The sequence below is a fragment of the Thiohalophilus thiocyanatoxydans genome (assembly GCF_004366735.1).
GTDB classification, from domain to species: Bacteria; Pseudomonadota; Gammaproteobacteria; order UBA6429; family Thiohalophilaceae; genus Thiohalophilus; species Thiohalophilus thiocyanatoxydans.
This window is the reverse complement of record NZ_SOQX01000001.1, coordinates 453,112-479,350: the sequence shown is the minus strand read 5'-3', so window position 1 is coordinate 479,350 and position 26,239 is coordinate 453,112. Positions and strand designations below refer to the sequence as shown.

27 protein-coding genes are annotated in these 26,239 nt (G+C 60.3%); 5 read left to right on the top strand and 22 right to left on the bottom strand.

All coding sequences use genetic code 11. From position 1 onward, the window contains the following. Positions 1–91 precede the first annotated feature (91 nt). The 6 genes from bioD to EDC23_RS02210 all read right to left on the bottom strand — a co-directional run bounded on the left by bioD (position 92) and on the right by EDC23_RS02210 (position 5,236). Positions 92–790: a dethiobiotin synthase gene (bioD, locus tag EDC23_RS02235; protein ID WP_134080683.1), complete on the bottom strand. Its 699-nt coding sequence runs from the start codon at positions 788–790 to the stop codon at positions 92–94. Continuing rightward, positions 787–1,671: a malonyl-ACP O-methyltransferase BioC gene (gene bioC / locus EDC23_RS02230; RefSeq protein ID WP_134080681.1), complete on the bottom strand. Its 885-nt coding sequence runs from the start codon at positions 1,669–1,671 to the stop codon at positions 787–789. Before bioC ends, bioD begins: the two co-directional genes overlap by 4 nt. Further along, complete coding sequence (gene bioH, locus EDC23_RS02225; RefSeq protein ID WP_134080679.1) at positions 1,658–2,458, bottom strand: pimeloyl-ACP methyl ester esterase BioH; 801 nt, start codon at positions 2,456–2,458, stop codon at positions 1,658–1,660. Before bioH ends, bioC begins: the two co-directional genes overlap by 14 nt. Before the next feature lie 3 nt (positions 2,459–2,461). Further along, entirely contained in the window at positions 2,462–3,619 is a 1,158-nt protein-coding gene (gene bioF, locus EDC23_RS02220; RefSeq protein WP_134080677.1) for an 8-amino-7-oxononanoate synthase, read from the bottom strand. A gap of 187 nt (positions 3,620–3,806) precedes the next feature. Further along, complete coding sequence (bioB, locus tag EDC23_RS02215) at positions 3,807–4,775, bottom strand: biotin synthase BioB (protein WP_134080675.1); 969 nt, start codon at positions 4,773–4,775, stop codon at positions 3,807–3,809. Further along, positions 4,772–5,236: a hypothetical protein gene (locus EDC23_RS02210; protein WP_134080673.1), complete on the bottom strand. Its 465-nt coding sequence runs from the start codon at positions 5,234–5,236 to the stop codon at positions 4,772–4,774. The genes bioB and EDC23_RS02210 overlap by 4 nt, the downstream gene beginning before the upstream one ends. An 84-nt stretch (positions 5,237–5,320) precedes the next feature. Here EDC23_RS02210 and EDC23_RS02205 point away from each other — a divergent pair, with 84 nt between their 5' ends. After that, complete coding sequence (locus tag EDC23_RS02205) at positions 5,321–6,016, top strand: ComF family protein (RefSeq protein ID WP_166668749.1); 696 nt, start codon at positions 5,321–5,323, stop codon at positions 6,014–6,016. Between the two features lie 257 nt (positions 6,017–6,273). On the opposite strand, the gene EDC23_RS02200 is transcribed toward EDC23_RS02205, so the two are convergent. From EDC23_RS02200 to EDC23_RS02125, 16 genes are all read right to left on the bottom strand, one after another. Beyond that, positions 6,274–6,933 (bottom strand): porin family protein, encoded by a 660-nt coding sequence (locus EDC23_RS02200; protein ID WP_134080669.1) that lies wholly within the window; start codon positions 6,931–6,933, stop codon positions 6,274–6,276. Positions 6,934–7,018: 85 nt separating this feature from the next. Then, on the bottom strand, positions 7,019–8,218 hold the full coding sequence (locus EDC23_RS14200) for a tetratricopeptide repeat protein (protein ID WP_134080667.1): 1,200 nt from the start codon (positions 8,216–8,218) through the stop codon (positions 7,019–7,021). Next, positions 8,215–9,135 (bottom strand): ExeA family protein, encoded by a 921-nt coding sequence (locus EDC23_RS02190; protein WP_134081283.1) that lies wholly within the window; start codon positions 9,133–9,135, stop codon positions 8,215–8,217. The genes EDC23_RS14200 and EDC23_RS02190 overlap by 4 nt, the downstream gene beginning before the upstream one ends. A gap of 27 nt (positions 9,136–9,162) precedes the next feature. After that, the gene (mshL, locus tag EDC23_RS02185; RefSeq protein ID WP_208321246.1) at positions 9,163–10,896 is read right to left on the bottom strand and encodes a pilus (MSHA type) biogenesis protein MshL; all 1,734 of its coding nucleotides are present in this window, start codon (positions 10,894–10,896) and stop codon (positions 9,163–9,165) included. 39 nt (positions 10,897–10,935) lie between these two features. Continuing rightward, positions 10,936–11,265, bottom strand: coding sequence for a hypothetical protein (locus EDC23_RS02180; protein ID WP_134080663.1), 330 nt, complete (start codon positions 11,263–11,265; stop codon positions 10,936–10,938). Beyond that, entirely contained in the window at positions 11,258–11,920 is a 663-nt protein-coding gene (locus tag EDC23_RS02175; RefSeq protein WP_134080661.1) for a hypothetical protein, read from the bottom strand. The genes EDC23_RS02180 and EDC23_RS02175 overlap by 8 nt, the downstream gene beginning before the upstream one ends. Continuing rightward, positions 11,917–12,534, bottom strand: coding sequence for a PilN domain-containing protein (locus tag EDC23_RS02170; protein ID WP_134080659.1), 618 nt, complete (start codon positions 12,532–12,534; stop codon positions 11,917–11,919). The genes EDC23_RS02175 and EDC23_RS02170 overlap by 4 nt, the downstream gene beginning before the upstream one ends. Continuing rightward, positions 12,531–13,499, bottom strand: coding sequence for a type IV pilus biogenesis protein PilM (locus tag EDC23_RS02165; protein ID WP_134080657.1), 969 nt, complete (start codon positions 13,497–13,499; stop codon positions 12,531–12,533). Before EDC23_RS02165 ends, EDC23_RS02170 begins: the two co-directional genes overlap by 4 nt. Positions 13,500–13,689: 190 nt before the next feature. Then, positions 13,690–14,544: a 4-hydroxybenzoate octaprenyltransferase gene (gene ubiA, locus EDC23_RS02160; protein WP_134081281.1), complete on the bottom strand. Its 855-nt coding sequence runs from the start codon at positions 14,542–14,544 to the stop codon at positions 13,690–13,692. 126 nt (positions 14,545–14,670) lie between these two features. Then, the gene (locus tag EDC23_RS02155) at positions 14,671–15,228 is read right to left on the bottom strand and encodes a chorismate--pyruvate lyase family protein (protein ID WP_134080655.1); all 558 of its coding nucleotides are present in this window, start codon (positions 15,226–15,228) and stop codon (positions 14,671–14,673) included. Positions 15,229–15,243: 15 nt separating this feature from the next. Further along, positions 15,244–17,331 carry an ATP-dependent DNA helicase RecG gene (gene recG / locus EDC23_RS02150; RefSeq protein ID WP_134081279.1) on the bottom strand — a complete coding sequence of 696 codons (2,088 nt, stop codon included), beginning with the start codon at positions 17,329–17,331 and terminating at the stop codon, positions 15,244–15,246. A gap of 136 nt (positions 17,332–17,467) precedes the next feature. Further along, the gene (locus EDC23_RS02145; RefSeq protein WP_134080653.1) at positions 17,468–17,854 is read right to left on the bottom strand and encodes a RidA family protein; all 387 of its coding nucleotides are present in this window, start codon (positions 17,852–17,854) and stop codon (positions 17,468–17,470) included. A 276-nt stretch (positions 17,855–18,130) separates the two neighbouring features. Next, a complete protein-coding gene (spoT, locus tag EDC23_RS02140; protein ID WP_134080651.1) occupies positions 18,131–20,224 on the bottom strand; it encodes a bifunctional GTP diphosphokinase/guanosine-3',5'-bis pyrophosphate 3'-pyrophosphohydrolase in 2,094 nt (697 codons plus the stop codon). A 68-nt stretch (positions 20,225–20,292) separates the two neighbouring features. Continuing rightward, entirely contained in the window at positions 20,293–20,760 is a 468-nt protein-coding gene (rpoZ, locus tag EDC23_RS14400) for a DNA-directed RNA polymerase subunit omega (RefSeq protein ID WP_134080649.1), read from the bottom strand. Positions 20,761–21,004: 244 nt separating this feature from the next. After that, on the bottom strand, positions 21,005–21,646 hold the full coding sequence (gene gmk, locus EDC23_RS02130; RefSeq protein WP_134080647.1) for a guanylate kinase: 642 nt from the start codon (positions 21,644–21,646) through the stop codon (positions 21,005–21,007). Positions 21,647–21,664: 18 nt separating this feature from the next. Then, positions 21,665–22,528, bottom strand: coding sequence for a YicC/YloC family endoribonuclease (locus EDC23_RS02125; RefSeq protein ID WP_134080645.1), 864 nt, complete (start codon positions 22,526–22,528; stop codon positions 21,665–21,667). A 134-nt stretch (positions 22,529–22,662) separates the two neighbouring features. On the opposite strand from EDC23_RS02125, the gene EDC23_RS02120 reads away from it, so the two are divergent. The 4 genes from EDC23_RS02120 to EDC23_RS02105 all read left to right on the top strand — a co-directional run bounded on the left by EDC23_RS02120 (position 22,663) and on the right by EDC23_RS02105 (position 25,986). Next, entirely contained in the window at positions 22,663–23,562 is a 900-nt protein-coding gene (locus EDC23_RS02120) for a serine/threonine protein kinase (protein ID WP_134080643.1), read from the top strand. A gap of 3 nt (positions 23,563–23,565) precedes the next feature. Then, on the top strand, positions 23,566–24,423 hold the full coding sequence (locus EDC23_RS02115) for a PP2C family protein-serine/threonine phosphatase (RefSeq protein WP_134080641.1): 858 nt from the start codon (positions 23,566–23,568) through the stop codon (positions 24,421–24,423). A 241-nt stretch (positions 24,424–24,664) separates the two neighbouring features. Then, a complete protein-coding gene (gene rph, locus EDC23_RS02110; protein WP_134080639.1) occupies positions 24,665–25,381 on the top strand; it encodes a ribonuclease PH in 717 nt (238 codons plus the stop codon). Positions 25,382–25,383: 2 nt separating this feature from the next. Further along, complete coding sequence (locus tag EDC23_RS02105) at positions 25,384–25,986, top strand: XTP/dITP diphosphatase (protein ID WP_134080638.1); 603 nt, start codon at positions 25,384–25,386, stop codon at positions 25,984–25,986. The last annotated feature ends 253 nt before the right edge of the window (positions 25,987–26,239 follow it).

Genomic DNA, 26,239 nt, shown 5'->3' with positions numbered 1-26,239 from the left:
CGAGTGATTGATTTTGTCAGCCAGCCTCATTCGGCTAATAACCTTATCGATCAGCTGACATTTTTCCAAGCACTTTCATTCTTTCAGAATATTACAACCAGCTTATATTTATGCCTGCGGCCACTTCTTGCTGTCGTAATGGGGTAAAGGGTTCACCATGGTAGGGGATCTGCGCCAGACAAGGCGCTTCAAGGCGGTATTCAAGGGTTTGGAGATTCGCCTGTTGTGCATCGAAAGCGGGATCGAGGTAGTTGGCCATCCAGCCCACCACGTGGCTACCGGTCTGCTCGATACTTTCTATCGTCAACAGTGCATGATTGAGACAACCCAGTCGCATCCCGATCACCAGGACCACCGGCAGATTTAATAAACGCGGCAAATCGGATACCGCGAAATCCTCCGCCAACGGCACTCGCCAGCCACCCACACCCTCGACCACAATCTGATCGGCCTCGGCTTTCAATTGGGAAAACGCCTGCTGAATCGGTTCGGGCCGGATGACCTCCCCGGCCTGACGGGCGGCCAGATGGGGTGCGACAGGGGGCTCGAACACATACGGATTAACCAGCTCGTAAGCCTGGTTAAGGCCGGACTGTTGCTGCAACTGCAGGGCATCGTCATTGACCAGCTGTCCTTGTCGGTATTGACCGCCGCTGGCGACCGGCTTCATAGCGGCCACGCGCAGCCCCCGTTGCTGCAAGGCGTCGATCAGCAGGCAACTGCAAACGGTCTTACCGATCTCCGTATCGGTGCCGGTCACAAAGATACCCGGGTATGCTGCGTCAGTCATGAACGGCCGGCATCAAAGGAGACATTAACCGATTGAGGCACCGCGCAACCCTCTCCGGCACTCTCCATTGCCCAGGCGTGGCCATACAGCACTTCATAGGAGACCGGCAGGCGCTGTTCCTGACGAAACTGTTCATACGCCTCGCTCACCGCCTGCATACGCCGCTTGCCCGTGAGGCCCCGGGCACGCCCCTGAGTGACGTTATGTGCCCCGATCTGTTTGAGATCGCGCATGATAGACAGGACATCATCATAGGTCACTGTCAGCATTTCCATATCCATGACCGGATCGCCGAACCCGTTACGTAACAGGGCATCGCCGATGTCATGCATATCGATAAACTGGTTGGTATGTGAATAGTCATCGACTGATTCAAAACAGTGCCGCAGTTCCCTGAGCGTATCCGGGCCGAATGTACTGAACATCAGCAAACCGTCCGGCTTGAGCACCCGGCGCATCTCGGCAAACGTGCGATCCAGGTCCACGCACCACTGCACCGCCAGACTGGAGAAGATCATATCCACACTGGCATCCGCCAGGGGTAATTGCTCGGCATCGCCGGCCACATAGCGAAATCGCCCGCGAAACTTTTGCCATAACGTCGGTTTGCGCCGCGCCTGATCGAGCATATTGAGCGAGACATCCAGCGCCCAGATCTCACTGCCGGGATAGCGCCGGGCAAGGGGTTGCAGGGTATACCCGGTTCCGCAGCCGACATCCAGCAGCCGCTGCGGCACATGTTTAATATAGTCCAGTCGTTCCAGAATCCGGTCGGCCACCTCGCGCTGTAATACGGCCGCCTGATCATAACTGCCGGCGGCGCGATCAAACGCGCCCCGGGCCAGACGTTTGTCGATTATCTGTGCATCATTTCGTTGCATGTAAACAGGTCATCACGTGTTGAATAAATTGCTGCGGCTGTGACACAAACGGCGCATGGCCCGCGCCGTCGATCACCACCTGCAGACTGTCATCAAAATATTCCGCCAGCGCCTTTGCTGTCGACGGCGGCACCAGCATGTCGTATTCGCCGAATATCATCAGCAGCGGCAGATGCCGGATCTCGTGTAACCGATGACGCAAATCGGCCTGCTTCAATATGGCCAGTCCGCTTTGCAGGGCCGAAACATTCACCCCGGCATTGTCCAGGACCCGCTGGCGCAGTGTGCGCAGCGTCGCTCTGGCATCATCACTGCCTTTGACCTGCAAGGCCAGAAAACGCTGCAGGGTTGGCTGATAATCCTCGGCCAGTTGTTCGGCAAAGGTATCAAGCAACGACATGGACATCGCATGCGGCCAGTCAGCGGCCTGACTGAAACGCGGGGTACTGGCCACCAGCACCAGCGCGCGCGTCTGTTCGGGATGGTCTAACGCGATCTGCAACGCCGCCATCCCGCCCAGGGACCAGCCCAGCCAGACGGCCGGCCCCTGCAATTGCGGCGCGACGCTTTGCCAGATCATCCCGGCCAGCCGGTCGAGATCAAACGTCCCATCGACCTGTTGGCTTTGCCCATGACCCGGCAGATCCACAAGATGCAGCCGAAAATGCGACTGCAACGGGCCGATCAGATCGTGCCAGATACCGCTATGCATTCCCCAGCCGTGCAACAACACCAGATCCGGTCCCTCGCCGGTTCGGCTCACATGCAACGGCGCGACGCTGTCCATAATCTAGCGCACCCCGGCGATCACACCCAGCAGGTGATCCACATCCGCCGCCTCGTGGGCGGCCGAGAAGGTGATCCGCAGACGCGCCGTCCCTTGCGGGACCGTGGGCGGGCGAATGGCACTGATCAGAATCCCCTGTTGTTTCAGCTTCTCGCTGAGCTGCACGGCCTGTTCGGTGTCGCCGACGATCCACGGCTGGATCGGCGTGGATGATTCACCCAGCTGCAACCCCAGCTGCGCGGCACCACTACGAAACTGCGCGATCAACGCCTGCAGTTTTTCCCGTCGCCAGCTCTCGCGCTGCACCAGCTGCAGACTGGTCCGGGTGGCCTCGGCCACCGCCGGTGGCAACGCCGTGGTATAGATATAACTGCGTGCCTCCTGAATCAGGGTTTCGATCAACGCTGCCTCACCGGCGACAAACGCACCGAAGGTCCCGAAGCCCTTGCCCAGCGTCCCGACCAGGATCGGCACCTCCGCCATGCCCAGGCCGAACTGCTCCAGGGAACCCCGGCCGGTTGCCCCGATCACCCCCAGTCCGTGGGCATCATCCACCATCAGCCACGCGCCGTGCTGCCGCGCTACCTGGGCCAGCGCCGGCAACGGCGCCAGATCGCCGTCCATGCTGAACACGCCATCGGTAGCGATCAGCTTGTCAGGCGAGGGGTTATTTTCAACCAGCTGCTGCAGATGTTCGATCCCGGCATGCCGGTAACGTTGCAGCCGGGCGCCGGACAGCTGCGCCGCATCGAGCAGCGAGGCGTGATTAATCCGATCCTCGAATATGGCATCCTTGCGCCCGAGCAGGGCACTGGCCACCCCGAGGTTGGCCATGTAACCGGTGGAAAACAGCAGCGCCCGCGGCCGGCCAACAAACCCGGCCAGCTCTTCTTCCAGTTGATGATGGGACCGGGCATGGCCGGTTACCAGATGCGCCGCACCGCTGCCGACGCCAAATTCGTCGACCCCGCGTTTGAATGCCTGTACGACTTCAGGATGGTTGGCCAGACCCAGGTAATCATTACTGCAGAAGTTCAGATACTCCCGTCCGTCGATCACCACCCGCGGCCCCTGCGGCCCCTCCAGCACCTGCCGCGAGCGATACAAATGCCGCGCCCGGCGCGCTTCCAGAGACTGTTGTAATTTCACAGTATCTATCATTTTTTAGATTCCCTGGAAAGTAACGCAGAGTTCGCGGAGACGCGGAGGCGCAGAGAAAAATAGTTACTTACTATTTGGATTCGATTTCAGGCCTGGTGACTTCATTCGAAACTTTATCAGCCTTTTCAAAATTTATTACTCCGCGTCTCTGCGCCTCTGCGACCTCCGCGTTGATCATCCATCCTCTCTAGATGGCCTGGATGCCGAGTTTGTCGAACAGTTGCTGGTCGTGGTCGGCGCCGGGGTTGGGAGTAGTCAGCAGTTTTTCACCGTAGAAGACCGAGTTGGCCCCGGCCAGAAAACAGAGCGCCTGCATTTCATTGGACATCTCTTCACGCCCGGCTGATAGACGCACGTAGGATTGTGGCATCAGGATCCGTGCCACGGCGATGCTGCGGATAAACTCGAGATGATCGAAATCCTCGGCTTCCTGCAGCGGCGTCCCCTCCACGCGCACCAGCATGTTGATCGGCACGCTTTCGGGATGCTGCGGCTGGTTGGCCAGTTGCTGCATCAGGCGAACGCGGTCATAACGGCTCTCACCCATACCCAGAATGCCGCCGCAACAGACATGCATGCCGGCATTGCGCACGTGCTCCAGCGTATCGAGGCGATCCTGGTAGGTGCGGGTGGTGATCACCTCACCGTAGTATTCCGGCGAGGTATCCAGATTGTGATTGTAATAATCGAGGCCGGCTTCCTTGAGGCGTCGGGTCTGGCTCTCGGTCAACATGCCCAGCGTCAGACAGGTCTCCAGGCCCAGATCCTTGACCGCCCTGACCATGTCGATCACCGGTTCCAGATCCCGATCCTTGGGACTGCGCCAGGCCGCGCCCATGCAGAAGCGGCTGGAGCCATTGGCTTTGGCGGCCTTGGCCGATTCGATCACCTCGTCCAGGGGCATCAGCGGCTCGACTTCCAGCCCGGTGTCGTAACGAATGCTCTGCGGGCAATAGCCGCAATCCTCCGGACACTTGCCGGTCTTGATACTCAGCAGGGTGCTGACCTGTACCTGGTTGGGATCGAAATAGTGGCGATGCAGCTGCTGGGCGTGAAACAGCAGATCATTGAACGGCAGGTTGAACAGGCTGTCGATCTCCCCGACCTGCCAGTCGTGACGCAGGTTATTGTCGATGGCGGTAGCGGTTTGTGTCATTGCGTCTCCCCTTCCCCGTACGTGTCTTGCCAGGGTTCTTGTTGAATGCGGTGCAGATCCCAGAGTGACCAGGGGATCAGAATCAGCGCGACAATCCCGCCGGTCATGATCCACAGCTGCCACTGGGTGCCATAAAAAGTGCCCACGGGTATCACAATGCCGAAGGCCCCGTAAAAGCGGTACGCGGCCTGCTGGGTGTAATGGCCGACTCGCTCATTGGGATGATGGCGGGCGATGGTATAGATGGCAATGGAGACACCGAACCACAGGATCGGTGGAACCACCATCAGGATAAACATGAAAATCAGGGTCATATGGGGCGGATCCCCGAGCAGGATCCAGGGCGCCATGACCAGCCCGGGGGCCACGGCGATCACATTGCCCAGATTGAATAGCCGCGCCATGCGCTGGCAACTGCCGGCGCTGAAAAAATGGCTGGAACGGGTAGGCTCGGATTCCATGCGGGTGAATGCTCGGCTAGACTGGAACAGGGAATGGCATGATAGACACCCTGCTGTCGGTGTCAACTCGCAAGGATGCGCAAAGTGAACAACTGGTTAAATTTCGATCTTTTTCGGCCGGGCTGCTGGCTCTGTCACACCCCCCTGACCGGGGACTCCCCCCTCTGTCCGGCCTGTTTCACCCTCTTGCCCCGCAATCAGCACGCCTGCCGGCGTTGCGCCCTGCCGACCGCACCGGGCCAGATCCTGTGCGGACACTGTCTGAGCCACCCGCCGGTTTACCAGCACAGCCTGATTCCCTTTATCTACGCCCCGCCGCTCGATCAGCTCATCACCCGTCTCAAGTTCCAGCAGCGGCTGCCGTATGCCCGCCTGCTCGGCGTGCTGCTGGGCCAGAGCCTGCCGGCGGCCCGGCTGCAGTCGCTCGACGCACTGCTGCCGGTTCCCCTGCACCCGCGGCGCCTGCGGGAACGCGGCTACAATCAGTCACTGGAGATCGGCCGTTTTATCGCCCGCCAGTGCGGTCTGCCGCTGTTGACCCGACACACCCATCGCCGGCGGCACACCGAAGCCCAGAGCCGGCTAGCGCTGGAACAGCGACGGCGCAATCTGCGCCAGGCCTTCTACACCGACGCCGATTTGCGTGGCCGCGCCATCGGGATCATCGATGATGTGGTCACCAGCGGTCACACCGTCAACGAGCTGGCCCGTTGCCTGCGCCGGGCGGGAGCCGAATCGATCACCGTCATCGCCGTCGCCCGGGCAGACTCTCCACGCTAAACAAATGTTTTGAATACCCGTCCATTGACTCGGTAGTCTGGATCAAGACGCAACGCTTCCCGATTTGCCGGTTCAGATGGAACCGCCGCGCTTGCTCCACCCTGCGCGGGGTGATCGGGTAATGGGAACTTTGCCAGTGCGGCTAATGAAGTCACACGGCCTGTTCGATGGCGAAGGCCGCCGCACAATCAAGCTTTGCGCCCTCCGCGCCTCTGCGGTGAAAGACTTCCAGGGTATTCAGAGAAAGAAGGGCTGGTTCAGAAGTCCATGAACAGATCGAGGAAGAGTCCCCGGGATTCATAGTCCAGGCGGGTTGCGGTCTGCTCGGCCTCCAGGGAGTATTGCTGATGCCGCCAGCCCCCTTCCAGGCCCAGCCCCCGATTCCATTTGTATTCCAGCTTGGCCTTGTAATCGAAAGCATGGGTCTGTTCCGTGTCCCGATGGCTCCCTTCCAGGGAGGCGGAGAGCCCATCGAAGGGCAAATCGAACAGCGCCGTGGCATGGAACATCGGGATAGCCTGATTGAAATTATGAATCGCCATCGCCCCGCCATCCCGGGAAGAACGGCCCACGCCATTGAGATACTTGATATTGACGCCAAGATCCAGCGACATTCCGTGAATGCCACTGACCGGATAAAACAGTCGTGCATCATACTGCTGCACTGACTGCGCCGGGCGGCGCGACTCCGTCACCGGATCGGCCGGATCGAAACTGTTCAGACGGGGCACCAGAATCGGTTCCTGTTCGAAGTCGGTTACGCCCGGCAATGAGTCCCGGGCGTTTTGATCCATGTGCAGGCGAAACTGGGGCAGATACCCGTTGCCCTGTTCGCCGGCCAGCACGGGCCCCGTCACCAGTGACGGAAACACGATGAAGGCCAGCAATCCGGCGATGAAAGTTCTGATTTTCAACATGGCAAGCAAGGGCAAGGGGCTTGCCCGCAATTATAGAACAGCCCCGCAGCCGGAGCTACACAGCAATCACAGGAAGTCTGAAATTTTACCCTCCGGCATTGGCCAGGACGGCCAGCCGTTTGTCGACATACTCTTTAAGGTTTTCTGTCAGCTGGGTGCGATCTTTTGCGCGCTGATACGCGGCACGCGCCTCGTTATATTTCTCCAGCTGTTCCAGGGAGATCCCCAATCCAATCCACCAGCTACCCTGACGGGGATTCACCCGAAGTATATCCCGGTAAGTGGCTGCCGCCTTGAGATGCTGATCCGTCCGTTGATAGAGCGCCGCCAGCAGCGCGTGATACTCACTGTCTACCCCCGGCATCGGCGGCTGCTGTTCCAGTATGGCGATCGCCTGGTTCGGCTTCTCCTGCTGGAGCATAACCCGCGCATACAGCTTGGCAAACAACGCGTGTCCCGGTGCCAGCGCGAGTCCCTCTTTTAACAGCGTCCCGGCTTCCACATATCGTCCACTCTTGATATACAGACTGGCCAACAGCTCCCGCGCCCCGTGATGACGCCGATAGTGCGCCAAAGCTTCACGCAGATAACGCTCACCGGCCTCGCGCTGGTCCCGGCTAACCCGTTGATAGCCTTTCTTATAGGCCAGCTCGGCACGCTGTTCGTCACTCATCGGCCGGTCACGTTTGTTAACCGGCCCGTCATCCTGCCCGGCCTGTGTCGCGGAAACAGCGGGCTCTTCCGTCTTCTGCTTCGCCGGCCCGGGCGACGCCGGCGCCCTGGCGGTAACCCCGGACTCGGGCTCGGGCTCGGATTTGGGCTCGGATTTGGGCTCGGGCTCGGGCTCGGATTTGGGCTCGGGCTCGGGCTCGGATTTGGGCTCGGGCTCGGGCTCGGGTTTGGGCTCGGATCTGGGCTCGGGTTCAGACCTGGATTCGGGCTCGGGTTCGGACCGGGGTTCGGGCTCTGCCTTTACCAGCGGCGTCTTGACCGGTGGCGTATCACTGCCGGGCGGTGTTTGTGGTGCTTCCGCCGGGGCGGGCATTGCGGCGGCCACCGGCGGCGTGGAAGCCCCGGGCTGCGGCGGATTGAGATAGGCCCAGCCTAAAAACCCAACCAGCGCCACCAGAACCAGCAACAGCCCCCCCAGCGCATACAACAGATAGGGCGAGCCCCGGCGCGCGACGTTGTAACGATTCACCCCTTTTAACGGGCTGTCCGGTGACTCCACCGCTTCGGCGCGACGATTCTCCAGATCCTTGAGCATCTGATTGATCAGACTCATAAACTGACTCCCGGCATCTTGTCACCCTGCCAGTAAAACAGCACCGCCGCGGCCACGACGCCGGCCGCCAGCCACCAGGGCCAGCGCCTTGGCGGCCGCGACAACTGGGTATCCTCGGTATCCTTGACGGCCATCCGCATATGCCGTTCTCCGATCGTCGTGTCGCCCCGTCCGTAAGCGGCCATCATTGCCTTGTGGGAGAGAATATTGATCAAGCGCGGAATCCCTCGACTGCATTTATATAATGTCTGCATCGCCCGATGTTCAAACAGGGCACCGCCCTGATAGCCGGCGACAACCAGTCGGTGCGATACATACGAATCCAGACCGTCACGATCAATCGGTTCGAGTCGGTAGGAGAAGGTAATGCGTTGTTTAAGCTGACGAACCTGCCGGGTATTCAGCCGTTCATCCAGTTCCGGCTGACCAAACAGTACCACCTGCATCAGCTTGTATTTTTCCGTCTCCAGGTTGGTCAACAGGCGCAGGGTCTCCAGGGTATCGGTTGGCATGGCCTGAGCCTCATCCAGACACAGCACCACTTTACTGCCTTCACCGGTCAACTCAATCAGGCGATCGCTGATCAGCTTCTGCAACTGATACTGCCCATAAGGCCGGTTGGACAGGGTGACGCCCAGTTCCGAAGCCAGACCGGCCAGCAGACCGGAGGGCGTTACCATCGGATTGGGAATGTAGGCCGTGACAAAATCCTTGTCCACGGTATTGAGCAGCTTGCGACACAGCAGGGTTTTGCCGGTACCGACTTCACCGACCACCTTGATAAACCCCTCGCCACCGCGCAGCGCTACCAGCAGGGTATTCAACGCATCCGCGTAATGACCATAAGCGAAGAAGTACGACGTATCCGGGGTAAGCGAAAAGGGTGCTTCGCGAAGGCCGAAATGTTGCAGATACATCATAATATCGTACTCATACGATCCGGCTTAGCGTCGGTTACGTATATTCTTGATCCGATCCTGCGAGGAACGCACCGCATCCGACCAGGTCTGGTCGCCTTCTACCAGAACGGGCTTGAGCAGGATCACCAGTTCACTCTTGCGGGTGACTTCACGGGTATGGCGGAACAGCCCCCCGATCAGGGGCAAATCACCCAGCACGGGAACGGAAGCGTCCTCATCGCTGACCGAATCCTGCATCAGCCCGCCGATCACCACTACCTGGCCACTGCGTGCGCGAATGATACTATCCGACTCCCGGATGGTGCTGATTGCCAGCGGCACGCTGAAACTTTGCGACGAGGAGATACCGATGTTTTTGGTTTTTTCGGTGACCGTGCTGACCGAGGGATGGATGTGCAAAATAATATTGCCTTCATCACTGATCTGCGGGATCACATCCAGCGCCACGCCGGTAAAGAACGGTGTCAATTCCACGTTGTTGCTGGTCGTCGAGGTCCCCGTCGTGATGTCCGTATTGGAAGCCACATCGGTAATAAAGAATTCGTCTTCGCCGACTTTGATAACCGCTTTTTGATTATTAATAGTCGACACCTTGGGACTGGAGAGCACCTGCACATCACCCTGGGTCTTTAGCAGCTCGATAAACGCGGCAAAATCATTACCGATATTCAAGGCCATGGAGAAAACCCCGCCAAAGGCCGAGGCGGCTGAGCCTTCGATCTGATCGAGGTTGCCGGGGTCCAGGTCACCGGAACTACCGGACGTATTGGCGACGTTCGAACCGCCAAAGATACTGCCGCCGCCGGTCTGGTTGGCCTGAAACCTGTTACTGGCGGTATCATGCAGGGCCGACCAGTTGATGCCGGTCTGGAAACTGTCGTTGAGCTCCACCTCGATGATCTTGGCTTCCAGAATCACCTGGCGTTGCACCACCTCCTGGGTGGAATTGATAAAGCGCTCCACCGCCCGCAGTTCCGTGGGCATGGCATTGACGACCACGATACCCGACTGGGCATTCACCACCACATTACGGCCGTCTTTATTCCCGACAATGGTCTGAATCGCGCTTTTCATATCCTTCCAGAAATCGGATTCGGATTCGGTATTGATGGAACTGCCCGAGAGGTTACTGCGCTGCCCCCCCGGCTGATTGATGTTGCCACCGGTGTTACCGACCCCGGAACCGGACAACCCGCCGGTTCGCCCGGTCCCGGTACTGGGGGCCTGTTCAGTCACCTGGCCGGAACTGACTCGCAGGTTGGAAACCCCTTTGCGCTTGATATCCAGATAGTCCAGCTTGAAAATGCGCGAGGTCATGGTGTTGGGATACACCTTGAAGCCGCTGCGGGTCTCTTGATAATCATACCCGTAAACATCGCGCACCACTTCCATCGTCTCGGCGACAGTGACATTTTTCAGATCCAGGGTAATGCGACCTTCCACATCGGGATGCATTACCATGTTATGTGGCGTACCGGAGACCAGCTCCATAAAAAAGCGGCGCGCATCCGCGCGGTTTACCTTGATATCAAAACGCGGCTCGGTGTCGATCCCGGTGCTGTCCGGCAACGACAGATTGAACTCCGGCAACAGGGCGTCACTGATACTGGCCGGCGCCTTTTCGCGTCGTTCGTCGGGGCCCGCCCCCGCCTCGTCGAGCGCCGCATCGATGGATTCGAGTGTCGCCGGCGGGCGCTGCTGATTGCCCGCGCAGGCGGACAGGCTCATTACCAGCCCGGTTAGGATGATGATTTTCAATTCTTTTATCATGACTCGACTCAATACGGTTGCTCTGTTTTAGCGAAACTGTTTATGAATGGTCTCCGGCACCAGACGGATGGCGATCACTTCCTGTTTGTAACGCAGGCGCACATGACCCGGCTGAATATCCATTACCCTGGCACCATCGACGCTGTCACCAACCCGGACGCGTTTGCCGTTGATGATGGCGATGCGCTCACGCTCACCGATCTTGATCGTATTCACATGCCAGCTCGGTCCCGTCTGCGTGCCACCCGGCAGACGGTAACCCGGCGGCCGGGTCGGATCATCCAGCTGCGCGGCGGCGGGAACCATCACCCCGGCCATGATCCACAACAACACGATTCGGCCCGTCTTGTTAAACACCGATCCAGCCCTCTTTCAGACTCAGTGTATGCACCGTGAGGGTGACTTTCGAAACCGGGTACGACTCGGTCTGTAATTGCAGGCTGTCCCAGTAAAAATCCCAATCCAGCTCCTGCAATGCCTTGAGGTAATCCAGGGTACTGAGATATGTGCCGCTGAATTCAATCTGCATGGCATGGCGATAGACGCCCGACTCGGCAGATTGGCGCTCCGCGTCGGACGGCAGTTCCAGCAACGGCTGGATAGGCAGATTGCGCACCCCGATCAACTCGAGATCGGTTTTTTGCGTCAATACCGCCTCCAGTGCCTGCGCCATCTGGGTCGGACTGATCAATCCGCCCATTTGTGCCTCCAGCTGTTCGTCCACCCGGGCCAGTTGCTCGCGCAGTTTCTTTTCGCGCCGCCGGTTGGCCCGATCGGGATCCTGTTCGGCCTCCTCACTGAACGCGGTAATCTGCTGATTCAGCGCGATGATCTCCGAATCCGCCGCCTCAATCCGGGTTCTGATCGCCTTGCCGGCCCCGGCCTGTGCCAGATAAATGAATTCCAGCCATAAAATGCCCACCACGACCACCGCGGCGATCGCCAGAATGATTCGCTCGCGCTGGCTCAGGGCATTGAACCGTTTGGCCCACTGTTGCAGAAGCCGGGTCATTTGCCGTCACCCCGCCCCGTTTTGCTCTGCAGCTGAAAGTCCAGCTGTCCGGGATGATCCTCGTTGCGCCGGATAACCAGATTCTCGAAATCGGTCCCGGCAAAGATCGGCTCGGCGGAAAGCTTCTGTAAATAGTTCGGCACATATTCGGGCTTCAGACTCCGGCCTTGCATGTCCAGCCGGGTCCCGCCACGACGAATCACCAGTTCCGTCAGCCATAGCCCCTCGATACGCTGGCGCGCCAGGCCGCTCAACTGCTCGACAAAACCCTCGCTATTGCCAAAACGCTGACCGGAGAGAGCCTGCAAAACTCGCTGCTTGGTCGACAGCTCCCTGTTCAGGGCATCCACCGATTCCTGCAACGCCTGATCGCCCTTTTCGGCTTGCAGCTGCTGACGAAATACCGCCAGCTGCTCCTCCAGATCCGCCTTTTGTTGCTCTCGCGCTACCAGCTGTTCCTGCAAGCCCTGTTGCTGCCAGTACATTCCCGCGGATACCAGCGCCAACACCCCGATCAATAACAGCACGAGCAACGAGACCTGGCGGGCCGAGACCTGTACCGTCTGCTCCCGGAAGATATCCTGATAAAGATTGATCTGCTGATGCACGCTCATGCTTCGACCCCCCGCAAGGCCGCACCAATAGCCAGCAGGCATTCGGCCTGCAGGCTCCGATCCGTGGTCTGCTCGACGTCCACAATATCGGCCAGCTCCAGTTGCCTGACCGCCACGCCAAGGTTTTCACCCATGTAATCGAGCATGGCGGGAACGGGCATCGGGGTCGGCGCGATCACCAGATGCCCGATCGGTGCCAGGCCGAAATGGCTTTCAAAATAATCCAGCGAGCGTTGGACCTCGAGTACCAGGGTTTCCAGCGCGCGGCGCTGATCCGGTAACAGATTCTCGGCCAGTTGCAGACCGCCGGCTTTCCCCTCCGGGGGCGGCGCGGCACTCTCCAGGGCGCGGTACCCCACATCAATCTCCCGGGCCAGATACAACACCCCGTCACAGGTGAGAGTCAGCAGCCCGGCATCCGGGCCCAGCGACAACATCGCCACGCCGCGGGCGTCCTCGTTCAGTCGGACAGCCAGGTTGCGCTGCGCCAGCTCGGGAATATCCACGCAACAGAGATCCGCGCCGGCGTTCTCCAGCAAATCAATATAGCGCTTCACCTGTGCCTGACGCGCCGCCACCACATACACCATGGGCGGACGTCCCCGTTCCTGCTGGCCGGGGATGGGGAACACATCCAGCACCGCCTCATCGAGGGCATAATCCAGCCGGTCCTTGATGCGCCAGCGCACCGCCGCCCGCAGCTCTTCGGCGGTCACGTCCGGTGCCTCGATCAGTTGCAGATCAAACTCGCCGACATCCAGCAGCGTACTGACCCGCATCCCCGCCAGGCCCTCCTGCGCCAGCAACCGCGCCAGCACCTGCGGGCGCTCGGCATTACTGGCCGACGCGAATTCGCAATAGCTGAGCACCGGCTGCTGTGCGTGATAACGGACCACCGCCACGGCAATTCCGCGATCAGAGAAATGCACCCCGGCCAGACCCGGCGTTGCGCTGGATTTTTTCAACCACCCGAACAGGGTACACCCCCTATTTCAGAATCTGGCATCCATGCCGACGAATCCGAATCTTCAATGAATCGGCCTGTTAGCAATAATTTTTAATATTATACTCAAAATACACAATCTAACTTATTGTAGTTTATAGATATAACAGGCGAAATTACAGTGTATACCTGCCGTCGTCCCGATTTACCTACTATATATATGCCATAAACAGACCGGCGAAGACGGCAGCGCCCAGCCAGTGGTTATTGAGAAAGGCCCGGAAACACTCGGCGGGGCGCCGATCCCGGATCAGATATTGCTGATACACCGCCAGCCCCAGCGCCACCGCCAGCCCCAGGTAGTAAGGTGTGCCCAGCGCCAGCTCCCGCCCCAGCAAGACCAGTCCCAGCAACATCAGCCCCTGCAGCAGGCCGATGATGAAACGGTCCGCATCGCCAAAGAGAATAGCGGCGGACTTGACCCCGATCTTGAGATCTTCGTCACGATCGGCCATGGCATACATACTGTCATAAGCCACTGACCAGACCACATTGATCACAAACAGCAGCCAGGCCACCTTCGGCACTTCGCCCGCCTGGGCGGCAAAGGCCATGGGGATCGCCCAGCCGAAGGCCATACCCAGCACCACCTGCGGCAGATGGGTGTAACGCTTCGTGAATGGATAGATCGCGGCCAGCGCCACCCCGACAAACGCGAGATAAATTGTCAGCCGGTTCATGCTCAGCACCAGCAAAAACGCCAGCACGCAAAGCGCCGCGAACAGGCCCAGTGCCTCGCGGGGCGTCACCCGGCCGCTGGCGATGGGCCGCTCCCGGGTCCGCGCCACGTGAGGATCAAAGTGACGATCCGCATAATCGTTGATCACACAACCGGCGGAGCGCATCAGGAGCACCCCGAGCACAAACACCACAAAGACCCCCGGGCGGGGAAAGCCCCCGGCGGCGATCCACAACGCCCACAGGGTCGGCCACAACAGCAGAAAAATGCCGATCGGGCGATGCAGGCGCATCAGCAGAGAGTATTGATACAAACGCTCGCGAATCATCTCGCGCTTGATCGCCGGCAATAACGGTCTCATTCAACCTCGGTCGCGGGTGTTGTGTCTGGCCTGATACGGGATTGTAACAATACTGCTATGGGAAGAGATATCAGATTATGTCAAAGATGAAGTTCACAGTTTTTCAATTCCCGGCAGGAATATCTCGTTTACCAGCAGGGGCTTGGCGGCCAGGTAGAAGACCGAGCGACGTCCCCAGATCGCCGGCGGCGGACTCGCCAGGCGTTGCACGGCCTCGGCAAACAGCCGTTCGCCGCTTTGCAGGCGGGTAAACTCCAACGGCTCGCGGTGCATGCGCGGATCGGCGAACAGCAGTGCGCCCAGCGGCCGATTCCCCAGTACCGCCAGATGGCGCTCGGCCCCGCTCAGGGTCTGCCGGGGCATAATGGTGCGGGCAAACACACAGGGCACGTCGTCACAATAGAGATAGACCTGCCGCACCAGCGCCAGCCGCCGGGCCGGCAGCGCCAGTCGGCGACGCTCGTTGAGTAGCGGCCGTTGCCACTCCTGCGCCACCACCTCGACCCGAAATTCGCCGTCACAGGCGTGTTGCAGCCGCCGGGTCAGGGAGCCGTTATCAAACAACCACGCCCGGATCGCCGGCAGGGGTGAGAGCAGCTGCTGCCGATAACGCCAGACCGGTTCGCAAAAGGTGTGCGGGCAACGTCTCATACCAGCGTCCGCGGATCACACACTGCCATAACGCACGGCCTGCCCCACCCAGCGCTGAATCAGCGGCTGAACGGCCCCGGGGTATTGCTTCAGTAATTGATCACTCAAACTCACGACCTTCGGCATCAGCGCTTCATCACGTTGCAGATCGGCGATCTTCAGTTGCAACAACCCGGTCTGCCGCGTCCCCAGCACTTCACCGGGACCGCGCAATTCCATGTCCTTGCGCGCAATCTCAAAACCGTCGTTGCTGTTGCGCATCACCGCCAGCCGTTCCCGGGCATTGGCGGAAAGCGCCCCATGATACATCAGGACACAGACGCTTGCCTGGCCACCGCGGCCCACCCGGCCGCGCAACTGATGCAACTGGGCCAGGCCCAGACGCTCGGCGTTTTCGATGATCATCAACCCGGCGTTGGGCACATCCACCCCCACCTCGATCACCGTAGTGGCCACCAGCAGATCCAGCTCGCCGGCCTTGAAGCGGGCCATGATCGCCTCTTTGTCCGGCGCCTTGAGCCGCCCGTGCACCAGACCGACCCGCACATCCGGCAACGCCGCCTGCAACAACCGCGCGGTCTCTTCCGCCGCCTGGCACTGCAGCGCCTCCGACTCCTCGATCAGGGTGCAGACCCAGTAGACCTGGTTGCCCTGCTGACAGGCCCGGTGCACCCGTTCCACCACGTCATCCCGGCGGCTGTCGGGCAACACCACCGTCTCCACCGGCTGACGCCCCGGCGGCAACTCGTCGATAACCGAGCAGTCCAGATCGGCATAGACCGCCATGCTCAGGGTGCGCGGGATGGGCGTGGCGGTCATGATCAGCTGGTGGGGCAACACATCATCGTCCCGGCGCCCCTTCTCGCGCAGGGCCAGCCGTTGATGGACCCCGAAACGGTGCTGCTCATCGATGATCACCAGCGCCAGATCCCGAAACTGTATCGCCTCCTGAAACAGGGCGTGGGTCCCCACCGCGACGGCCGCCTGCCCCGAGGCCAGCGCCTCGCCCGCCGCCCGCCGTTCGCCCTGCTTCGCCTTGCCCGACAGCCAGGCCACCTCGATACCCAGCGGCGCCAGCCAGGCGGCGAAGTTGTGATAATGCTGTTCGGCGAGGATTTCGGTCGGCGCCATGATCGCCGCCTGACAGCCCGAGGCCACGGCCGCCAGTGCCGCCAGCGCCGCGACCACCGTCTTGCCCGAGCCCACGTCGCCCTGCACCAGACGCTGCATGGGGACCGCCTGCCCCAGATCCGTTTCGATCTCCGCCACCACCCGCTGCTGGGCCGCGGTCAGTGCAAACGGCAAGGCCCGAAGAAAGCGATCCCCCAGCTCGCTGCGAATCGACAGGGGGCGCGCCTGATGGGTCCGGCTGCGCTGGCGTAACTGGCGCAGACTCAACACATGCGCGAGCAGATCCTCAAGGATCAACCGTTGCATCACCGGATGGCGCGCCTCGAGTAGCTCATCCAGATCGGTTTCGGGCGGCGGCTGATGCACGAACAGCAGCGCCTGCTTGAGATCTGGCAGCTCATCGGCCGCCAGCAACCCGGCCGGCAACAGCTCCGGCAACGACAACCGATCGGTACGTAACAGGGCCAGGGCCTGTTGCAGGGCATTGCGCAGGGTCAGCTGATGCAACCCTTCGGTGGTCGGATACACCGGCGTCAGCCCCGTTTCCGCCACCGGCGCGGCATCCGTCTCGATCACGCTGAACTCGGGATGCACCATCTCCAGACCGCCGCTGCCCCGGCGCACCTCGCCATAGGCGCGCACCCGGTTGCCCCGCGCCAGGTTTTCCTGCTGTCGGGCGTTGAAATGAAAAAAGCGCAAAGTGATAAAGCCGGTGCGATCGCTGAGGCGTACCAGCAACATCCGGCGGCGGGCGAACTTGATTTCACTCAGCTGCACCTCGCCCTGAATCACCGCGTGCATACCCGCACGCAAGGCGCCCAGTGGCGTTACCCGGGTGCGATCTTCATAGCGCAGGGGAAGATGAAACAGCAACTGCTCCACTGAATCGATCCCAAGACGGGCAAATCGCTCGGCCATTTTCGGACCGACGCCCTTGAGGCGGGTCAATTCAGTCGCGGAAGCAATGGGCATGATCATGGCAGATGACTATACCATGGGGCTGAGCACGCGCTGAACGGTTCATCCATGAAGCAGGCCCTGGGTTAAGTCAAACGTCCCTGTTTTATTGTTTCGCCACGGCGGCCCAAACAGGGCCGATCACAAATCGTTACTCTGCCAGAACCATAATGGCATCCATCTCCACCTCCGCCCCCTTGGGCAGCGAGGCGACACCGATAGCCGCGCGCGCGGGATAGGGTTCGGCGAAGTACTCGCTCATGATCTCGTTCACCGTCGGAAAGTGACTCAGATCGGTCAAAAAGATATTCAGCTTGGCGATGTCATTGAGACTGCCTCCGGCGGCCTGGCAGACGGCAGCGAGGTTATCAAACACCCGGCGAATCTGGCCATTGATGTCACCACCCAACAGCTCCATGCTCTCGGGGATCAACGGAATCTGGCCGGACAAATACACGGTGTTGTCGACCTTCACCGCCTGGGAATAGGGGCCAATGGCGGCCGGGGCGTTGTCGGTATGAACAATTTCGCGAGGCATAATAAAGCTCCAATACTGTTTTTCTTTTCAAGACTACGATAACTGAGAATCAAGTTGGCAGTCGTCAGTTTGTAGTATCGTTTTTATATCCCCTCCCCCTAACCCCCTCCCTGCGGGAGGGGGAACTGACCGTGCTAATAGCAAGGTCCCCCTCCCCTGGAAGGGGAGGGCCGGGGAGGGGTGATATAAAATCAGTCCCGGCGAAATCCCAGGTATCTGTAACTCCTGGTATCCAGAACCTGCCTCGAAGGGCACCCGGTACTGCCAACTTTACCTTCATCGCTTCAGGCGATGAATGCGGGACACTATCTCAAGCTTGCGCAGGCGGCGCATGATGCGCGCCAGATGCTGGCGGTTTTTAACCGAGACGGTAAAACTCAGCGTGGAGTGCAGACCGTCGCGTTCCTCGATGGTGACGTTTTCGATGTTGGCTTCCATCTCGGAGAGACTCGCGGCCACCCTGGCCAATACACCGCGCAGGTTTTGCACCAGCATGCGGATATCGATGGGAAATTCGCCTTCGATCTCCTTTTCCCATTTGACGTCGATCCACTTCTCCGGCCGATTGCGGTATTCGGCCACGTTCTTGCAATCCTCGGTGTGGATTACAATCCCCCGTCCCGAGGTCACAAAACCCAGGATCGGATCACCGGGGATCGGTCGACAACATTTGGCATAGGTAACCACGGTCCCTTCGGTCCCCTTGATAGCCAGCGGGGTGCCCTGGGCCTTCTCCTGATCATCATGTACCTCATCCTGTTCGGTGGCCAGCAGGACCCGTGCGACGACCATGGCCATCTGATTACCAAACCCGATCTCGCTGAACATCTGCTCCATGCTCTCAAAACCGAACTCGGTCAGCATCGCATTCACCTGATCGTCGTCCAGATTATCCAGTGACAAACCGTGGGCGGCCAGGCTCTTGTGTAACAGCCTCATCCCCAGAAGAACGGCCTCTTCCATATGCAGGTTTTTTAAATAAGCACGGATGTTGGAACGGGCCTTGGCCGTGGTAACAAAGTCCAGCCAGGCCGGATTGGGTTGCGCCCCCCTGGAGGTGACGATCTCCACGGTCTGACCATTAAGCAGGACGGTCCGTAACGGCATCAGGCGGCGATCGATCTTGGCCGCCACGCATTGATTACCCACATCACTGTGCACCGCATAGGCAAAGTCGACGGCGGTGGCGCCGCGCGGCAACACCTTGATCTCGCCATGCGGGGTAAGGACATAAACTTCATCGGGAAACAGATCGACTTTGACGTGTTCGAGAAACTCGATGGAATTGCCGGCGTTCTGCTGCATCTCCAGCAATTCGTGCAACCACTGGCGGGCGCGCATCTGAGCATTGTTGCTGATGCCTTCGTTGGTTTTGTACATCCAGTGCGCGGCGATTCCCGCTTCCGAGACCTTGTGCATATCCTCGGTACGGATCTGCACTTCGATGGCCACACCATAGGGACTCATCAGTACCGTATGCAGGGACTGATAGCCATTGGCCTTGGGAATGGCGATGTAATCCTTGAAGCGGCCCGGTACCGGCGTATACAGATTGTGGATCGCCCCCAGTACCCGGTAACAGGCATCAACTTTGTCAACGATGATGCGAAACGCATAGACATCCATTACCTCACTGAAGGAGAGATGCTTGTCACGCATTTTCTTGTAAATACTGTACAGATGCTTCTCGCGACCGATGACCCGGCCAACCAGACCTTCCTGTTTCAGGCGGGATTTGATGGTCTCCTCCATCTTGCCCACGATCTCCTTGCGATTGCCGCGCGCCTTTTTCAATCCCTCTTCGAGTATCTTGCTGCGCAGCGGATACAGGGCACTGAATCCCAGATCCTCGAGCTCCAGACGCACGTTATTCATGCCCAGGCGGTTGGCGATCGGGGCATAGATGTCGAGGGTTTCGCGGGCGATGCGCCGGCGCTTGTCCGGGCGCATCACACCCAGCGTGCGCATGTTGTGCAGCCGGTCGGCGAGCTTGATCAGAATCACCCGGATATCACGGGTCATGGCCAGCATCATCTTGCGGAAGTTTTCCGCCTGCGCCTCGGCCTTGTTTTCAAAATGAATATGGGTAAGCTTGGAGACGCCGTCGACCAGTTCGGCGATATGCTTGCCGAAACGTTTTTCCACCATCTCCTTGGGGACCTTGGTGTCCTCAATCACATCATGCAGGATGGCCGCCATGATGCTGAGGTGATCGACCCGCAGCTCCGCCAGGATGCGGGCAACGGCAATGGGATGGGTGATATAGGGTTCGCCACTGAGACGGTGCTGGCCGTCGTGGGCCTCGGCCCCGAACAGGTAGGCCTGGTAGACTTCGGCGACCTGTTCGGGCTCAAGGTATTCATCGAGCATCTCGCACAGATGCCTGATGCGAAATGCCTCGTTCGGCGGGGGGGTGACCTCTGAAAGTGGACGAGCGATTACCCGCGATCCTCTTCGTCTGATTCTGATGACGCTTCACCGGAAGCCGGTTTCTCGGCCTCCTCCTCACCACTGTCGCTACCCAGCTCGGCACCCAGCGCGGCCTTGATGGCAGCGGCCACATCGACATCCTCGTCACTTTCCGCTTCAGCGGTTTCGGCTGTGCCGGTTTCGATCCCGGTACTGCCGGATTCCAGTTCAGCGGCCATTTCCAGCTCGGCGGCCGCCTGTTCGTCGCTCAGCGGGGCAAAATTGTCCTCAATGACCTCCGGCGTATCCAGAATCGAGCTGTCGATGAGCCCCTCGGAAATCTCGCGCAGCGCCAGGACGGTGGGCTTGTCGTTTTCCGGGTCGACCAGCGGATCCCGGCCATTGGCGAGCTGACGGGCGCGACGCGCGGAAACCAGTACCAGCTCGAAGCGGTTTTCGAGGTTGTCCAGACAATCTTCTACGGTAACACGTGCCATTATTTTACTCCGGGGATTCGGGCCGCGCCCCCTGCGGCGCGGCCGGGCAATGCTTCAGGGACCGACCATTATAGTCATCCGGCGGGGGTGGCGCCAGACATAAAAAACAGGGCCGAGTGACGAGGAGGACGGGGGGTTTGCCGGGGCTGTTTTCCTACCCCTCCCCGATTTCCGGACACGCGTCACGATATCCGGCCTGCTCACTGAGCGCAGAAGGGGGGCTCTCCTCGTCCCTCGTCCCTCGTCACTGCTCCGCCAGGAGCTGCTTGAGGGATTCGGCGTGACGCCGTGACTGGGCCTCGAAGCGCAGGCGGTGGGCCAGAACGATGTTCTGCAAATCGGCCAGGGCGATCTCGAAATCATCGTTAAACACCAGATAGTCGAATTCGGCGTAGTGGGACATGTCGTTGACCGCATCGCGCATGCGCCGGGCGATGACCTCGTCGGGATCCTGGCCGCGGCCGCGCAGCCGCTCTTCCAGCGCCTCACGCGAGGGGGGCAGAATGAAAATCCCCACACTACCGGGGACCTGTCGGCGCACCTGGGCCGCGCCCTGCCAGTCGATCTCCAGGATCACATCCCGCCCGGCGTCCAGCTCCTGTTCTATGCTGGCAATGGCGGTGCCGTAGTAGTTGTCGAACACCCTGGCATGCTCGAGAAAGCGGCCCGCCTCGATCATCTGCTCGAAGGTCGGCACGTCGGTAAAGTGGTAATGGATCCCGTCCTGCTCACCGGGGCGCATGGGCCGGGTGGTGTGCGAGACGGAAACATCGATATCGGGCGTGCTCTCCACCAGCGCCGCCACCAGCGAGGTCTTGCCGGCCCCGGAGGGGGCGGCGATCACATACAGGGTGCCGAGGGTGGGTGAGTTATCTGTCAGTGGCATAGGTGTTTCCCCGATGGGTTATTCAATATTCTGTACCTGCTCGCGCATCTGCTCGATCAGCACCTTGAGATCCACCGAGGCGCGGGTCATGCGTTTGTCCACCGACTTGGACCCCAGCGTGTTGGCCTCGCGGTGCAGCTCCTGCATCAGAAAATCGAGCCGCCGGCCGACGGGCTGGTCGGCATCCAGCACCTCGCGGATCTCGCCCAGATGCATGCGCAGACGATCCAGCTCTTCATCCACATCGGCCTTTTGCGCCAGCAGCACCAGTTCCTGCTCCAGCCGCTCCTCGTCCAGCTCCCGGGAGAGCGCCGCCAGGCGCGCCCGCAGTTTGTCCTGCCAGGCCTGGCGAATCGTCGGCAGCGCCTGTTCCAGCGGGGTCACGATCGCTTCGATGGCGTCACAACGTTGCAGCAACGCCTCGCGCAGCTTGTCGCCCTCGCGCCCGCGCATGGCCTGCAGATCATCCAGCGCCGCATCGAGCAGTCCGCCCAGACGCTGTTGCAACTGATCGCTGTCCACATTCTGGCTGCGGATCACCCCGGGCCAGCGCATGAGATCCAGGGCATTGACCGGAGCCGGATTATAGATGTATTTGTCGATGGCATGGCTGGTGCTGGCCAGCTTTTCCACCAGATCATAATCCACATCCAGCGTCTCGCCGGCGATCGGGGGTTCAAAGCGCAGCGTGATATCCAGCTTGCCCCGCGCCACCCGCTGCGCCACCTGCTCACGGATCAACGGTTCGAATCCGCGTAACTCGTCGGGCAGGCGCAGATTCAGATCGAGATAGCGATGGTTGACGGAACGAATTTCGAGACTGAATTCGCCGGACTCACCCGTCTGCTGCTGGCGGGTGAAGGCGGTCATACTATGGACCATGAGCGATGTCTTTACTTATGTATTTGGGTGTCGATGCCGATAAGGATAGCGTACAGCAAGCAGCCGGGGTTGACCATCCACTCCGCCGGCGAGTGTGGTAATCTTGGCAGGGCTGACAGGGGCAGATATTCAACATGGCCAGAATCACTCACGAACTTCCCAGGGGCACCCGCCTGGACGGCTATACCATCGAGCGCGTCATCGGCGGCGGCGGTTTCAGCATCGTCTACCTGGCCTCCGACGGCACCGGGCAGAAAGTGGTGATCAAGGAGTACATGCCCAGCAAGCTGGCGGTACGCAACGAGGAACTGGACGTGGTCGCCTCGCAGGAGCACTTCGTCGAGCGTCTCGCCCACGGCCGACGGCTGTTCTTTCAGGAGGCCGGCACCCTCTCCTCGATCAAACACCCCAATATCGTCAACGTCATCAACTTCTTCCGTCAGCACGGCACGGTCTACATGGTGATGGAGTTCGAGGACGGGGCGAACCTGCAGGGCTATATCCTCAAACACAAGGGCAACATGAGCGAGGCCTTTATTCTGACCGTATTCCACGGCCTGCTGGACGGCCTGCAACATATTCACAGCCGGGGCTTGCTGCACCTGGACATCAAACCGGGCAATATTCACCTGCGTCCCGGCGGCCGGCCCCTGCTGCTCGATTTCGGCGCGGTGCACGAGATGATGCACTCCCGCCAGTTTCAGCCCAACCAGGTGGTCACCCCCGGCTATTCACCCATCGAGCAGCTGGATCCCGGCGGCTACGTGGGCCCCTGGACCGACATCTACGCCATCGGCGCCACCCTGCGCACCTGCATGAGCGGCCAGCCACCGACCTCCTCCACCAAGCGCCGCGAACAGGATACCCTGCGCCCGGCAGTCTACGCCTTTAAAAAGAGTTACTCGCAGCGGCTGCTGGCCGCCGTGGACCGGGCCATGGAGGTGGATCCGATGCTGCGGCCCCAGTCGGTGGATGAGTTACAGACCCTGTTGGACAACGGCGAGGCGTCCGGCGCGACGCTGGAAAAAGGCTGATCCATGCAGGTGGAGATCGGACGCACCAGCCGCCTCGGCAACCGGGAGATCAACCAGGATCGCCTCGGCGCCTTTGTCAGTGAACAGGGCGCGCTGCTGGTCCTGGGCGACGGCCTGGGCGGCCGCCCCGGCGGCGACGTCGCCGCCCAGGCCCTGGTCGACACCATCGAAGCCGAACTGGCACTGCATCCGCTGCCGGCCGAGGATCCGCCCCGCTTTTTACGTGAATTGCTGCGCCGCGCCCACCGCGCGGTCCTGCTCAGCGGCCAGGAACAGGCGCCGCCTCTGGCGCCCGGCACCACGGCGGTGCTCAGCCTGATACAAAATGGCCAGGCCTGGTGGGCCCATGTCGGCGACAGCCGTGTCTATCTGTTTCGCGACGGCCTGCCGATCTACCGCACCCGGGATCACTCCTACGTGGAACAGCTCTACCAGGCCGGACGGATCCCCCTCTCCAAGCGTCAGGGCCACCCCATGCGCAACTTCGTCACCCAGTGCATCGGCCTCAATCCCGACGAGCCCCAGGTGACCATCAGCAACAGTATCGCCCTGCAGGAAGGCGATGTATTGCTGTTATGCTCCGACGGATTCTGGGAACCGCTGGACGACGCCCTGATCGGCTCCGGCCTGGCCTCGAGCGACCTGCGCGACAGCATCGAAAAACTGGCCGAGCGCGCCGAACGGGCCAGCTATCCCTACAGCGACAACACCAGCGTGGTGGCCGCGCGCATCCTCTCCCTGCAGCAACCGCAACCCAGGCCCCGCCAGACCAGCCAGCGCCAAAGCAACGTGAACACCCTGGATGGCGCCATCGAAGAGATCGAACGCGCCATCAAGACCTACGAAGACGAAATGAAATAAGGTTCGGAAAAGATCTTAACGCAGAGGCGCAGAGACGCAGAGAACGCAAAGAAAAATTTGTCTTTCCTGGAAATTTTGATATTTCAGCGTTTCAATTTTTACCCGTTTCTCGACACATAATGATAAGTCCTCTGCGCCCTTTGCGCCTCCGCGCCTCTGCGTTGGATTGTTTAAAGGGCGTTAACGGACAGAGCCGGACGCGCTATACTGCCGCCTCATTCAAGCGAAGAGATTCCAGATTATGCGACCCAGCGGCCGAGCTCCCGATCAGTTACGCGATATCAAGATTACCCGCCACTACACCAAGCATGCCGAGGGATCGGTATTGATCGAGTTTGGCGACACCAAGGTGATCTGCACCGCCAGTGTCGAGGATCGGGTGCCGGGTTTTCTGCGTGGTCAGGGCCAGGGCTGGATTACCGCCGAATACGGCATGCTGCCCCGTTCCACCGGCAGCCGCATGGGCCGCGAGGCGGCACGCGGCAAACAGGGTGGACGCACGGTCGAAATCCAGCGCTTGATCGGCCGCTCGCTGCGCGCGGCGGTGGATCTCAAGGCGCTGGGCGAGTTTTCCATCACCGTCGATTGCGACGTGATCCAGGCCGACGGCGGCACCCGCACCGCCTCGATCACCGGCGGCTATGTCGCCCTGGCGGATGCGATCAACCATATGCTGGAAACCAAAAAGATTACAAAGGATCCGCTGATCAACCATGTCGCCTCCATATCCGTTGGCGTCTACCAGGGCACGCCGGTCATGGATCTCGATTACCCCGAAGACGCCAATTGTGAAACCGACATGAACCTGGTGATGACCGACGAAGGCAAGTTCATCGAGATCCAGGGTACCGCCGAAGGCGTGCCCTTCTCACCGCAGGAATTGCAGGCCATGCTGGATCTCGGCAAACAGGCCATCGACCGGCTGATCGACAAACAGCGCGAAGCCCTGGGGGCCTGAACATGCAGCGCCTCGTGCTGGCCAGTAACAATCCGGGCAAGGTGCGCGAGATCGACCAGATGCTGGCCGGGATCGACATGCAGGTGCTGCCCCAGTCCGAGTTCAACGCCGGCGATGTGGAAGAGACCGGCCTGACCTTTGTCGAAAATGCGATCCTCAAGGCTCGTAACGCCGCGCACCATTCGGGCCTGCCGGCCATCGCCGACGACTCGGGTCTGGAGGTGGACGCCCTTGACGGCGCCCCCGGTATCTATTCGGCCCGCTACGCCGGTCCCGGCGCCAGTGACGCGCAGAATCTGCAAAAACTGCTGGCGGATTTGGCCGAGATCCCCGACGCCGAGCGCAGCGCCCGCTTCCAGTGCCTGCTGGTCTACCTGCGCCACGCCAGCGATCCCACGCCCCTGATCTGTCAGGGCACCTGGGAAGGCATGATCACTTTCGAGCCGGCCGGGGACAACGGTTTCGGTTACGACCCGGTGTTTTATCTCCCCGACCACCACTGCACCTCGGCCCAGCTGCCCGCCGAAACCAAGAACCAACTCAGCCACCGCGGCCAGGCGCTGCGCCAGCTTGTTACGGCACTATCGCGCCGTAACAGGGGCTAGTTTCTAGCGACTAGTGGCTTGTGCCCCGCAGGTCAGATTGCGTGACGCGACCTGACATTCCCTCTATCGGATGGATGTCACGCAGGCTACCGCCAGCGTGACCTACGCAACTAGTGACTGGTCACTTTAATTTGTAGGCCCGATATAGCAACGCGGTATCGGGCATCCCCGATTGCCGGACACCGCGTTGCTATGTCCGGCCTACCGACTTGTTACCGCGCTGTCGCGCGGCAACAGGGGCTAGTTTCTAGCG

Bases quoted from the DNA above. Each gene is read 5' to 3' on its own strand.
- bioD (WP_134080683.1), bottom strand. From the start codon at position 790: ATGACTGACGCAGCATACCCGGGTATCTTTGTGACCGGCACCGATACG.
- bioC (WP_134080681.1), bottom strand. From the start codon at position 1,671: ATGCAACGAAATGATGCACAGATAATCGACAAACGTCTGGCCCGGGGC.
- bioH (WP_134080679.1), bottom strand. From the start codon at position 2,458: ATGGACAGCGTCGCGCCGTTGCATGTGAGCCGAACCGGCGAGGGACCG.
- bioF (WP_134080677.1), bottom strand. From the start codon at position 3,619: ATGATAGATACTGTGAAATTACAACAGTCTCTGGAAGCGCGCCGGGCG.
- bioB (WP_134080675.1), bottom strand. From the start codon at position 4,775: ATGACACAAACCGCTACCGCCATCGACAATAACCTGCGTCACGACTGG.
- EDC23_RS02210 (WP_134080673.1), bottom strand. From the start codon at position 5,236: ATGGAATCCGAGCCTACCCGTTCCAGCCATTTTTTCAGCGCCGGCAGT.
- EDC23_RS02200 (WP_134080669.1), bottom strand. From the start codon at position 6,933: ATGTTGAAAATCAGAACTTTCATCGCCGGATTGCTGGCCTTCATCGTG.
- EDC23_RS14200 (WP_134080667.1), bottom strand. From the start codon at position 8,218: ATGAGTCTGATCAATCAGATGCTCAAGGATCTGGAGAATCGTCGCGCC.
- EDC23_RS02190 (WP_134081283.1), bottom strand. From the start codon at position 9,135: ATGTATCTGCAACATTTCGGCCTTCGCGAAGCACCCTTTTCGCTTACC.
- EDC23_RS02175 (WP_134080661.1), bottom strand. From the start codon at position 11,920: ATGACCCGGCTTCTGCAACAGTGGGCCAAACGGTTCAATGCCCTGAGC.
- EDC23_RS02170 (WP_134080659.1), bottom strand. From the start codon at position 12,534: ATGAGCGTGCATCAGCAGATCAATCTTTATCAGGATATCTTCCGGGAG.
- ubiA (WP_134081281.1), bottom strand. From the start codon at position 14,544: ATGATTCGCGAGCGTTTGTATCAATACTCTCTGCTGATGCGCCTGCAT.
- EDC23_RS02155 (WP_134080655.1), bottom strand. From the start codon at position 15,228: ATGAGACGTTGCCCGCACACCTTTTGCGAACCGGTCTGGCGTTATCGG.
- recG (WP_134081279.1), bottom strand. From the start codon at position 17,331: ATGCCCATTGCTTCCGCGACTGAATTGACCCGCCTCAAGGGCGTCGGT.
- EDC23_RS02145 (WP_134080653.1), bottom strand. From the start codon at position 17,854: ATGCCTCGCGAAATTGTTCATACCGACAACGCCCCGGCCGCCATTGGC.
- spoT (WP_134080651.1), bottom strand. From the start codon at position 20,224: ATGCTCGATGAATACCTTGAGCCCGAACAGGTCGCCGAAGTCTACCAG.
- rpoZ (WP_134080649.1), bottom strand. From the start codon at position 20,760: ATGGCACGTGTTACCGTAGAAGATTGTCTGGACAACCTCGAAAACCGC.
- gmk (WP_134080647.1), bottom strand. From the start codon at position 21,646: ATGCCACTGACAGATAACTCACCCACCCTCGGCACCCTGTATGTGATC.
- EDC23_RS02125 (WP_134080645.1), bottom strand. From the start codon at position 22,528: ATGGTCCATAGTATGACCGCCTTCACCCGCCAGCAGCAGACGGGTGAG.
- EDC23_RS02120 (WP_134080643.1), top strand. From the start codon at position 22,663: ATGGCCAGAATCACTCACGAACTTCCCAGGGGCACCCGCCTGGACGGC.
- EDC23_RS02115 (WP_134080641.1), top strand. From the start codon at position 23,566: ATGCAGGTGGAGATCGGACGCACCAGCCGCCTCGGCAACCGGGAGATC.
- rph (WP_134080639.1), top strand. From the start codon at position 24,665: ATGCGACCCAGCGGCCGAGCTCCCGATCAGTTACGCGATATCAAGATT.
- EDC23_RS02105 (WP_134080638.1), top strand. From the start codon at position 25,384: ATGCAGCGCCTCGTGCTGGCCAGTAACAATCCGGGCAAGGTGCGCGAG.